Origin of the sequence: Nonomuraea longispora, assembly GCF_004348345.1 — a bacterium.
In the GTDB taxonomy this organism is placed as follows: Bacteria; Actinomycetota; Actinomycetes; order Streptosporangiales; family Streptosporangiaceae; genus Nonomuraea; species Nonomuraea longispora.
The window spans coordinates 1-10,203 of sequence record NZ_SMJZ01000270.1 but is presented as its reverse complement, the minus strand read 5'-3'; the positions used below and the strand labels follow the sequence as shown (position 1 = coordinate 10,203).

Annotated in this window: 8 protein-coding genes; 3 read left to right on the top strand and 5 right to left on the bottom strand. The window is 71.8% G+C overall.

What is annotated here, in order from left to right; genetic code table 11:
• Positions 1–400 (bottom strand): 4Fe-4S dicluster domain-containing protein (locus E1267_RS40100; protein ID WP_132340959.1); only part of this gene is annotated, 400 nt, incomplete at its 3' end.
• A complete protein-coding gene (gene fdh, locus E1267_RS40095; protein ID WP_246064600.1) occupies positions 393–3,581 on the bottom strand; it encodes a formate dehydrogenase in 3,189 nt (1,062 codons plus the stop codon). The genes E1267_RS40100 and fdh, both read right to left, overlap by 8 nt.
• A gap of 282 nt (positions 3,582–3,863) precedes the next feature.
• On the opposite strand from fdh, the gene E1267_RS40085 reads away from it, so the two are divergent.
• The 3 genes from E1267_RS40085 (at position 3,864) to E1267_RS47520 (ending at position 6,787) form a co-directional block, all read left to right on the top strand.
• Positions 3,864–4,223 carry a hypothetical protein gene (locus tag E1267_RS40085; RefSeq protein ID WP_132340953.1) on the top strand — a complete coding sequence of 120 codons (360 nt, stop codon included), beginning with the start codon at positions 3,864–3,866 and terminating at the stop codon, positions 4,221–4,223.
• A gap of 188 nt (positions 4,224–4,411) precedes the next feature.
• Positions 4,412–6,475: an AfsR/SARP family transcriptional regulator gene (locus E1267_RS40080; protein WP_165960073.1), complete on the top strand. Its 2,064-nt coding sequence runs from the start codon at positions 4,412–4,414 to the stop codon at positions 6,473–6,475.
• A gap of 180 nt (positions 6,476–6,655) precedes the next feature.
• Complete coding sequence (locus E1267_RS47520; protein WP_281283752.1) at positions 6,656–6,787, top strand: hypothetical protein; 132 nt, start codon at positions 6,656–6,658, stop codon at positions 6,785–6,787.
• Between the two features lie 172 nt (positions 6,788–6,959).
• Here E1267_RS47520 and E1267_RS40075 read toward each other — a convergent pair whose 3' ends face one another.
• The 3 genes from E1267_RS40075 to E1267_RS40065 form a co-directional block, all read right to left on the bottom strand.
• Positions 6,960–7,487 carry a hypothetical protein gene (locus E1267_RS40075; protein ID WP_132340949.1) on the bottom strand — a complete coding sequence of 176 codons (528 nt, stop codon included), beginning with the start codon at positions 7,485–7,487 and terminating at the stop codon, positions 6,960–6,962.
• Between the two features lie 99 nt (positions 7,488–7,586).
• Entirely contained in the window at positions 7,587–8,726 is a 1,140-nt protein-coding gene (locus tag E1267_RS40070) for a hypothetical protein (RefSeq protein WP_132340947.1), read from the bottom strand.
• Positions 8,727–8,874: 148 nt separating this feature from the next.
• Positions 8,875–10,203: NAD(P)/FAD-dependent oxidoreductase (locus E1267_RS40065; RefSeq protein ID WP_220449908.1), on the bottom strand; the 1,329-nt coding region annotated here is incomplete at its 5' end.

Below are 10,203 nucleotides of genomic sequence, written 5' to 3'. Positions count from 1 at the left end.
CCCGCCGGTCGATCACGCCGTACGGGCAGGCCGGAATGCAGTAGCCGCAGCCGTTGCAGATGTCGGCCTGCACCACCACCGTGTCGAACTCGGTCCTGAACAGCGCCCCGGTCGGGCAGACGTCCAGGCAGGCGGCGTGCGTGCAGTGCTTGCACACGTCGGAGGACATCAGCCACCGGTCCACGCCCTCCTCGTCGCCCGCCCGCACCGGCCGTGACTGCTCGATGAACGCGACGTGCCGCCAGGTGTTGGCGCCCAGCATGCCGGTGTTGTCGTAGGAGGTCGCCTCGAAGACGAAGCCGTCGTCGGGGATCTGGTTCCACTCCTTGCAGGCCACCTCGCACGCCTTGCACCCGATGCAGACGCTCGTGTCGGTGAAGAACCCCATCCGCTCAGCCATGGCGGTACCTCTCCAGCAGTTCCAGCGCCGCCCGGCCCCTCGGCCGGCGGCCCGGCCGCACGTCACAGGTCATGGCCTTGCCCTCCTGGATGTAGACGTTCGGGTCGAGCACCAGCGGCGTCAGGTCGTTGGCGACGTCACCGGTGACGAGCCCACCGCCGCCCCAGCCCCAGTGGTAGGGCAGGCCGACCTGGTGCACGACCTCGCCACCGACGCGCAGCGGCCGCATGCGCCCGGTGACCAGCACCCTCGCCTCCACGACGGCGCGGCTGGTCACGATCGTGGCCCAGCCGCCGTTGTCCAGTCCCACCTCACCGGCCAGCTGCGGGGAAACCTCGCAGAACAGCTCGGGCTGCAGCTCGGCGAGGTAGGCCAGCGGCCGGCTCATCGCGCCCGCCGTGTGGTGCTCGGTCAGCCGGTACGTCGTCAGCACGTACGGAAACCGTCCGTCCGGCGCGTTGTACGGGCTCTCGGGCCGGTGGTAGGTGCGGCGGGCCGGGTTGGCCCGCTGGGCGTAGAGGGGGTTGGCGACCGGGGACTCGTGCGGTTCGTAGTGGGCGGGCAGCGGGCCGTCGACGAGGCCGGCCGGCACGTACAGCCAGCCCTTGCCGTCGGACTGCATGATGAACGGGTCGGTCCCGGCGAGCGCGTCCTGGGCGTGGGCGCCTTCGGGCGGCACGTAACCGGGCGGCTTGCCGATCTCGCAGTCGGGCACGTCGTCCCCGGTCCACTCGCCGCGCTCGGCGTCCCACCACACGTACGCCTTGCGCTCGCTCCACGGGCGGCCCTCGGGGTCGGCGGAGGCCCGGTTGTAGAGGATGCGCCGGTTGGCCGGCCAGGCCCAACCCCATTCGAGCGCCACGGCGCTCTGCTCGCCGCGTGGGCGGCGGCGGGCCGCCTGGTTGACCTCGTCGGCGTACACGCCGCAGTAGATCCAGCAGCCGCATGTCGTGGAGCCGTCGGGCCGGAGCTGGGTGGACGACGACAGGGCGCGCCCGTCGGGGCCGACCCCGCCGATCTCGCGGAGCACGGCCTCGGCCGAGGGCTCGCGGTGCACGCCGTGCTCCGGGTAGTCCCAGGTCAGCTCACGTACGGGCCGGTCGATCTCGTCGTCGGTCATGCGCTTCCTGAGCAGCTTGCCGAGGTGGTAGTAGAACCACAGCTCGCTGCGGCAGTCCCCGGGCGGGTCGAGGGCCTTCTCCCGCCACTGGAGCAGCCGCTGGGTGTTGGTGAAGGTTCCTTCCTTCTCCACGTGGCTCGCCGCGGGCAGGAAGAACACCTCGGTGCCGATGTCCTCGGTGCGCAGCTCGCCCGTCTCGAGCTCAGGGCCGTCCAGCCAGAACGTGGCGGTCTCCACCAGGGCCAGGTCGCGGACGACGAGCCAGTCGAGGTTCGCCAGGCCGAGGCGCTGCGCCCGGCCGCCCGACGATCCGACGGCGGGGTTCTCCCCCACCACGAAATAGCCCTTCACGGTGCCGTCGATCTGGCCCATGACCGTGGTGTAGTGGCCGTGGTCGCCGGTCATGCGCGGCAGGTGGCCGAAGCAGAAGTCGTTCTCCTCGGTGGCGGCCTCGCCCCACCACGCCTTGAGCAGGCTCACCAGGTAGGAGCGCCGGTTGCCCCAGAAGCCGGTCGCGCCGCCCTCCAGCTCCAGGTAGTGGTCGAGGCCGCGGTGCCGCCCGGCGTGCGGCATGTCCAGGTAGCCGGGCAGGATGTTGAACAGCGTCGGGATGTCGGTCGAGCCCTGGATGCTGGCGTGGCCGCGCAGCGCGAGGATGCCGCCGCCGGGCCGTCCCATGTTGCCGAGCAGCAGTTGCAGGATCGAGGCGGTGCGGATGTACTGCGCGCCGACCGTGTGCTGGGTCCAGCCGACCGAGTAGACCCAGGCGGTGGTGCGCTCGCGGCCGGAGTTGGCGGTGACGGCCTCGGCCAGCTCGGCGAAGCCGTCGCGCGGGATGCCGCACAGCCGCTCGACCAGCTCCGGGGTGTAGCGGGCGAAGTGCCGTTTGACGATCTGGTAGACGCAGCGCGGGTGCGTCAGCGTCGGGTCGGTGCTCGGGCTGGGGGGCGCGGCGGGCCCGCCCGCCCCGAAGGTGTCGGAGCCCGCCGCGTCGGCGTCGCGGCGCCCGCCCTCCGCCTGCTCGGCCGAGGGCTGCTCGCCGGTCGACTCGTACGCCCAGCTCCTCGGATCGTACGTGGCCGTCTCCGCGTCCCAGCCGGAGAACAGGCCGTCGAGGTCCTCGGTGTCGCGGAAGTCCTCGGAGACGATCGTGGCGGCGTTGGTGTAGGCCAGCACGTACTCGCGGAAGTCCAGCTCGTTCTCCAGCACGTGGTTGATCAGCGCGCCGAGCAGCACGATGTCACTGCCCGCGCGGATCGGCAGGTGCCGGTCGGCCAGCGCGCTCGTGCGGGTGAAGCGCGGGTCCACGTGGTAGACCCTGGCCCCGCGGGCCTTGGCCTCCATCACCCACTGGAAGCCGACGGGGTGGCATTCGGCCATGTTGGAGCCCTGGATGACGATGCAGTCCGCGCCTGCCAGGTCCTGCTGGAAGGTGGTCGCGCCGCCACGCCCGAAGCTGGCCCCCAGACCGGGGACGGTGGAGGAGTGTCAAATGCGCGCCTGGTTCTCGACCTGGATGGCTCCGAGGGCGGTGTAGAGCTTCTTCATCAGGTAGTTCTCTTCGTCGTCGAGCGTCGCCCCGCCCAGGCTCGCGATGCCCAGCGTGCGGCGCACGACGTTGCCCTCGTGGGTCTCCTCCCAGGTCTCCCGCCGGGTGCGCGCCACCCGGTCGGCGATCATCTCCATCGCGGTGTCCAGGTCGAGCCGCTCCCACGCGGTGCCGTACGGCCTGCGGTAGAGCACCTGGGTCTGGCGGCCCGGGTGGGTGACGAGCTGTTTGCTGGCCGAGCCCTTGGGGCAGAGCCGGCCCCTGGAGATCGGCGAGTCGGGGTCGCCCTCGATCTGGGTGACCTTGCGGCCGTCAGGGCCGTCCTCGACGTAGACGAGCTGGCCGCAGCCGACGGCGCAGTAGGGGCAGATCGATCGGGCGACCGTGCCTGCGTCCTCGGTGCGAGGGCGCAGGGCGTCGGTGCGGGACGACCGTGCCGCGTCGCTCCTGCCGTCCTCGCCGGTCAGCTGGCGGATCACCGGCCACCGGGCGAGCCATCCCCTCCCTGGCATGATGCGACCTCTGCCCGTATTCATCCGGCTCATTCTGGCGATCCAAACAAAAATCACATGACGTACGACGGTGACGGGCACTCCGCCTACCGCAGGGACCGCGTGCAGGGACCGGCCGGTGGAGTAGCCGCGCGAGTCCGGCACGGTCGTTGCGGACGCGGAAATGACCGGTCTATGTCCTGTGCCCACCCTGGTGCGACAGCTCCCGAGGGCCGAGCATCTTCCGGACAGGACACAAGCACCAGAAACGGGAGCGCAACATTGTCGCCGACGAGCAGAACGATGACAGCCGGACTCGCCTTGACCGCCCTCGCCACGGTGACCGCGGGATATCTCTCGAGCCCGGCGGTGGCCGGCACGGCCGGTGGGCAGGTCACGCTGTTCTCGGGTTCTTCTGACGTGGAGAACGTGTCGTACAAGCAGTGCGAGCCCCCGACCCAGCACCAGTCGCGACTGGCCCACGTCGTCTCGTTCGACAACCGGCCGTCGGCCGGCTGCCACGTCGTCCTGGTGAATCTCCAGGGCGGCACCTTCACCTTGTGCCATGGCCGGGGCTCGGTGCCGGCCGCCTTCCGGCCGTCACCGACCGTGCAGATCAGGCCGGGCAGCTCCAACATCTGCCTGGACGATCCCGGAGCATGAGCGACGGGCGAGGCACGGCCCATGCCGGTGGACGCCCGTCGGACGGTTCGGCGCTCGGTTCGGCGCCTGCGGCCGATCACGGACCGGAGAATCTCGAGGACCACGGGCTCCGTGTCGCGTTGCTGGGTCCGTTGCAGGTGTGGCGGGGGTCCACGGCGATCGACGTGAGCTCGAACCGGCTGCGGACGATGCTAGCCGCTCTGGCCCTGTCCGCGAGCAACACGGTGACGGTCGAGCAACTCGCCTTCGCGCTGTGGCCGGACGATCCGCCGGCCCATCAGCGGCGTAGCGTGCAGACCTACGTCAGCAGGCTGCGCCGCGTGCTGGGGCCGGCGGCCATCCGCACGGTGAGGGGCGGGTACCGGCTCGACGCGGATCCCGACGACGTGGATGTGCTGCGCTTTCACCGGTTGCTGGCCAGGGCGGCGGCGTCGCGGGGAACACGAGCGGAGCGGGAGCGGTTGGAGGAGGCGCTCGCCCTGTGGCGGGGCGCCCCGTTCGGCGGCCTCCCTTCCAGCACGTTGTGCGGGCCCAAGGCGGTGCGCCTGGTGGAGCAGCGTCTGTCGGCCGTGGAACGGTGGATCGACCTGGGACTGGCCGAGGGACGCCACAACGAGCTGGTCGCCGAGGTGCAGGAGCTCGCGCTCCGGCATCCGCTGCGCGAGCCGCTGTGGGAGCGCCTGCTGCTCACGCTCGGCCGCTGCGGCAGGCAGGCCGAGGCGCTGGCGATGTACGAGCGGCTCAGGCACCGCCTCGCCGACGACCTCGGCGTCGATCCCTCCCCCGAGCTGCAACGGAGGCACCTGTCCCTGCTCGCCGACGAAGAACGCCCGGCCACGTCGCCCACGCCCTGCATGCTGCCGGTGGCGGTGGCCGGGTTCGCCGGCCGTGACGACGCGTGCGAGCGGATGGACCGCCTGTTCGACGGGGACACGAGGATCTGTGTCGTCTCCGGCACCGCAGGAGTGGGCAAGACCGCGCTGGTCCTGCACTGGGCGCACCGGGCCAGGGCGCACTTCCCCGACGGTCAGCTCTACGTCGACCTGCGGGGGTTCGGGCCCTCCGCCGCCGCGACGAGCTCGCACGACGCGCTGCCGGCGCTGCTCACGGCCATGGGAGTGCCGCCGCAGGCGATCCCGGCGGAGACGCGGGCCAGGGCCGCGCTCTACCGGACGGTGCTGGCAGGCAAGCGCATGCTGGTGGTTCTCGACGACGCCCGTGATGCCGAGCAGGTGCGCCGGCTGCTGCCGGGTGACGCCGGGTGCGCGGTCGTGGTCACCAGCCGCCAGGGACTGAGCAGCCTCGTCGCCTCGGAGGGCGCCGCGCTGCTCACGCTGGACGTGCTCACGCGGGAGGAGGCCAGGGATCTGCTCGCGCGCCGCCTGGGGCGGGAGCGGATCGCCACCGACCCCGCCGCCACCGACGAGATCATCGAGCTGTGCGCGCGGCTGCCGCTCGCGCTCGCCATCGTGGCCGGCCGCGCGGTCGCCCGCCCGTTGTCGCCGATGGCCGCCCTGGCCGCCGATCTGCGCAGGGTCAGGGACGACCTCGGCGTCCTCGCCACCAAGGACAGCCTCACGGACATGCGCGCCGTGCTGGCCCGCTCCTACGACGCGCTGCCTCCCGATGCAGCCCGGCTGTTCCGGCTGCTGGCCGTCCATCCGGGGCCGGACGTCGGCGAGGCGGCGCTCGCGAGCCTCGCGGGGCTGCATGCACCGCAGGTGAGCGAGCTGCTCGACACGCTGCTCGATGCCCACCTGGTGGGTGAGACCGTGCCCTCCCGGTTCTCCTTCCACGAACTGCTGCGTACGTACGCACGGGGTCTCGCCCGCGCCGGGGACACCTCCGCCCATCGCCGGGCGGTCCTGCGGACGATCGAGCACTACCTGCACACCACGTACCGGGCCGCGTTGCTGCTCGACCCGGCGGCGCAGCTGATCGCCCCGGACGCTCCGGCGGCGAAGGTACGGCCGGAACACCTGAGGGACCGCGGGCAGGCGCAGGCCTGGTTCCGGGCTGAGCGGGTCGTCCTGTTCCGCGTTATCCGGCTGGCGATGGCAGAGGGGTTGCACCCCCACGTCGTCCGGCTCGCGCTCGCTGTGACGGTCTGGTGCGATCTGGAGGGCGACGAGCAGGGAAAGACCGCCCTCGAGATCCTCGCCCTGGAGGCGGCGGGGCGCTCGGGCGACCACGCGGCGCGGGGGCGACGACAGCTGCACGAGAGTGGCCAGGCCCGTCATACGGGTCGCTAGCGATCTTTGGTCGCTAGCGACCAAAGATCGCTGGGCGCTGCCTTCGCCGTTGCGGCTCGCCGCATCACTGATCGGCTAGCACCAGGTTGAAGACGATACGAAGCCCTCGTGAATCCTTCCTTTCCTACCCTTTCGCCCAGTGCGATCAACCGGTCGCGCCATGCCGGAAAAAGGGACGACATGAGGAAAAGACTGCTCGGCGCTGTTCTCGCGCTCGCGGCACTGGCCACATTGACGTGGTCGGGCACCGGAACCGCATATTTCTCCGGCACGACATCCTTGGGCACGACGGCGCTGAAGGTCGAGGGGTAGCGCCCGCGGCCGGCCGTCCGAGAGAGTCCCCTCGTCAGGCGAGACACGTTCCAGGGCCCGCCATCGGCTGGAGCACATGGCACAGACCCGGCCGCGGAGCGAGGCGGCCGGGTCGGGCGCAGGCTCGTCCCCAGGTGAGGGCGGCCCCTGACGTGTCAGGGACGCCCAGCGGTCACTGGAGGTAGCCGGAGGGGCCGTCCAGGGACCAGCCCGGCTCGTTGCGCAGGATGGAGTCCTTGTGCGCGGTGATGGCGATGCGCCACTTCGGCTGGTTGTCGTAGTGGAGACGCCAGATCCGCTTGGCCGGATCGCCGGTCTTGCCGACATACCCGAGGATGCCCTCGTTCACGAACTTGCCTGAGGCGATCAGCTTCTTGAGCCCGGCCGGATCGGCCGTGAGGATGTACGACATGGCCGACGTGGACCGGAGACGGTAGAGAGCCGTACCTCCGCTGAACGGCTTCGCGGCGACCCGGCCCAGCGGGGTCGGGGTGCGCTTGAAGCCGTGCTTCTGGACGGCGCGCCGAGCCTCGGCGGGGTTGGCGGTGTAGAAGAAGCCCTTGCTCTTGGGAGTGACCAGTTCGATCAGCGGGCTGGTTCGGGCGGTCGGTGCCGGGTCGGCGCTCGCGGGCGCGCCGACCGCGACCGACGCGGCCATCGCCGAGAGTGCGGCGATGGCGAGAAAACGCGTTGTCGTCATGCGGTTCCTTGATCCAAGGCGATACGGACCCAGGGAACCTAACGTCACGGTCATTCAGGACGGCCTCAGATCGTCCTCACCCCTGACCGCGAGCGCCCGTCACGGCCGGTTCAGCAGCACTCCCGTCAACCGGTCGTAGCGGTGGACCCGCACGCGGGAATCCGCGTGGTCCCGCAGCCCTTCGACCCGCACGACGAGCACGCCCTGGCGTACGCGGTCCTCGGTACGGACGCGCAGCCAGGGCTCGCCGTCGCGCAGCGCGGTGACCTCCTTCACCAGGTCGCCGTTGCGTCCCGCCGCGATGGCGTACGCGCGGCCCTGGGGCGAGGTGACGTCGATGCCGCCGTCCTGCCGCAGGGTGAACGTGACGACGAGGTCGCCGCGGCCGTCGTTCGCGTCGCCCACGAAGTCGTACACCGGCGCGGGGTCACCCACGTAGTACTTCAGCCGGCCGAGGCCGGTGACGTCCATGCCGTTGTAGAAGTTGCGGCCGTCGGGGTCGAGCCAGAAGTGGGGGTTGTGGGTGGGCGCGGCGAAGTCTGCGCCGGAGTTGTACGAGATGTGCCAGTGCGGAGGATTGTCGGGGTGCAGGGTGTTGTTGGTCTCGATGCCCATCAGCACGAACCGGTGTCCCTTGGCCGCGGCGACGTCGACCATGCCGGAGTCACGCAGGATGGTGTGGGCCGCGACCATCTGGTGGATCACCGACGCGACCGGCCCCGCCGGCCACGGCACCGTCGTCCATGGGCCCGCGGCGCGGTCGGGATCGTTGTGCTCGATGCGCCAGTTCATGCCCGGTGAGACGTCGGGATGGCTCCAGATCTGCAGGGTCGGCTGGTTGGCGTCGGGTGACGACTGGGTCATCGGCAGGGCGAAGGACACGCTGTGCCTGTCGCCGGGAACGCGGCGCAGCTCCAGCCGCGTGTCCTGGTGCACGACGGCTTCGACGCGCTCGCCCGGCCAGCGGACGGTGACCTCGATGCCGGCGGCGTCGCGCGGGCCGCGCACGAACGTGTAGTACTCCGCGCGGGAGGCCACGGAATACCGCTCGCCCGGCAGGATCTCGTAACCGGAGGGCAGGGTGACCTCGGGCGTGCCGGGTTCGCCGGGCCGGCCGCGTACGACGCGGAAGGCCGCGAAGGCCGGCTCCGCCGCCGAGGCGGCGGCGGGCAGGACGGTGGGCAGGACGGCTGTGGGCACCGCGGTCAGTAATGTTCGGCGGGACAGTGATCCGGACATGAGGGCGTTCCTCTCGACTCACACCAGGCTGGGCCGTCCGTCGTGCGGGAAGCGCGCCTTCGTGTTCCGTCTCTCGCGGGTCAACGGAACCTCCCCCTCCCGGACGACCGTGAACAGGGAGCATCCTTCCACGCCCCTGACAGGCCTTTCAGCCGGCGGGAGGCCGGATGCTCAGCTGTTCGGCCCGGTCGAGTTCGGCGGCGGCGTCGGGCACCAGCCCGAGGCCGACGGTCTGGCGACTGAGCAGGCCGGTCAGCGCCCAGTCGGTGACGACGCGGAGCCGGTTGCCCGTGGCGGGCAGCGCGAACAGGTGGTACGCGCCGGTGATCGCCGCCGCCGCCGGGCCCGTCACCCGCAGGTTGAACGGCGCGGCGACGGCCTGCCCGCCCCCGAGGTCGGCCACGGAGCCGAGGTCGCGATGCCGGTACGGCCGCGCCCGCCCGTAGCCCAGCCCTGCGGCGACGTTGCGGGCGGCGGCCTGCCCCTGCCGCATCGCGTGCTGGGCGGTCTGCGGGCACACCGACCCCGGCCGGGTCAGGTCGGGCACCGCCGCCGCGTCCCCGAGCGCGACGACGTCGGGCCGTCCGGGCACGGCCAGGTCGGCGCCCACGACGAGGCGGCCCTTCTCCGTCGGCAGCCCGAGCTCGCCGACCAGCGGGGCGGCGGCGACGCCCGCCGTCCACACCAGCAGCCGGCACGCCACGGTGGTGCCGTCGTTCAGGTGGACCGTGTCGGCGGTCAGCCGGTCGACGGCGGCGCCGAGCCGTGCGTCGACGTCACGGGCGCGCAGGATGGCGAGCGCGCGCTCCGACAGCCGGGGGTCCAGGTGCGAGAGGATGCTGCGGCCAGGGTCGACGATGATCCAGCGGATGTGCTCGGCCCGCAGCCGGGGGTAGGCGGCCAGCGCCGAGCGGACGAACATGCGCATCTGGGCGACGTACTCCGTGCCGGCCAGGCCCGCCCCGACGACCACGAACGTGGTGTACGAGGCCCGTTCGGGCCCCTCGGCCAGCCCGTCGGCCAGTTCGAGTTGCGCCAGCACGCGCTCGCGCAGGTGGACCGCCTCGGTGATGGTCTTGAAGCCGTGCGCGTGCTCCTTCAGTCCCGGGACGGGGAAGGCCCGCGTGACGCTGCCGGGGGCGAGCACGAGCCGGTCCCACCCGATGGTGGTGACGTCGCCGTCGCGGTCGCACACCGTCACCGTGCGCGCGTCCAGGTCGACCCCGGTCGCCTCCCCCGGCCTGAGCCGGGTGCGCCGCAGGGCCCGCAGCGGGACCGCCACGTCCACCGGATTGACGACGCCCGCCGCGACCTGCGGAAGCAGCGGCGTGTAGAGGTGGTAGTCGGAGGGGTTGACGAGGACGAGTTCCGCGGCGCCCCGGGGCAACCTGCGTTCCAGGCCCCGCAGGCAGGAGAACCCGCCGAACCCCGCCCCCACCACCACGATCCTCGGTCTCGCCATCGCCACCCCCTGTGC

Excerpts from the sequence above, each read along its gene's own strand:
- E1267_RS40080 (WP_165960073.1), top strand. The coding sequence starts at position 4,412 with ATGCTAGCCGCTCTGGCCCTGTCCGCGAGCAACACGGTGACGGTCGAG.
- E1267_RS40085 (WP_132340953.1), top strand. The coding sequence starts at position 3,864 with ATGACAGCCGGACTCGCCTTGACCGCCCTCGCCACGGTGACCGCGGGA.
- E1267_RS40075 (WP_132340949.1), bottom strand. The coding sequence starts at position 7,487 with ATGACGACAACGCGTTTTCTCGCCATCGCCGCACTCTCGGCGATGGCC.
- E1267_RS40070 (WP_132340947.1), bottom strand. The coding sequence starts at position 8,726 with ATGTCCGGATCACTGTCCCGCCGAACATTACTGACCGCGGTGCCCACA.
- E1267_RS47520 (WP_281283752.1), top strand. The coding sequence starts at position 6,656 with ATGAGGAAAAGACTGCTCGGCGCTGTTCTCGCGCTCGCGGCACTGGCC.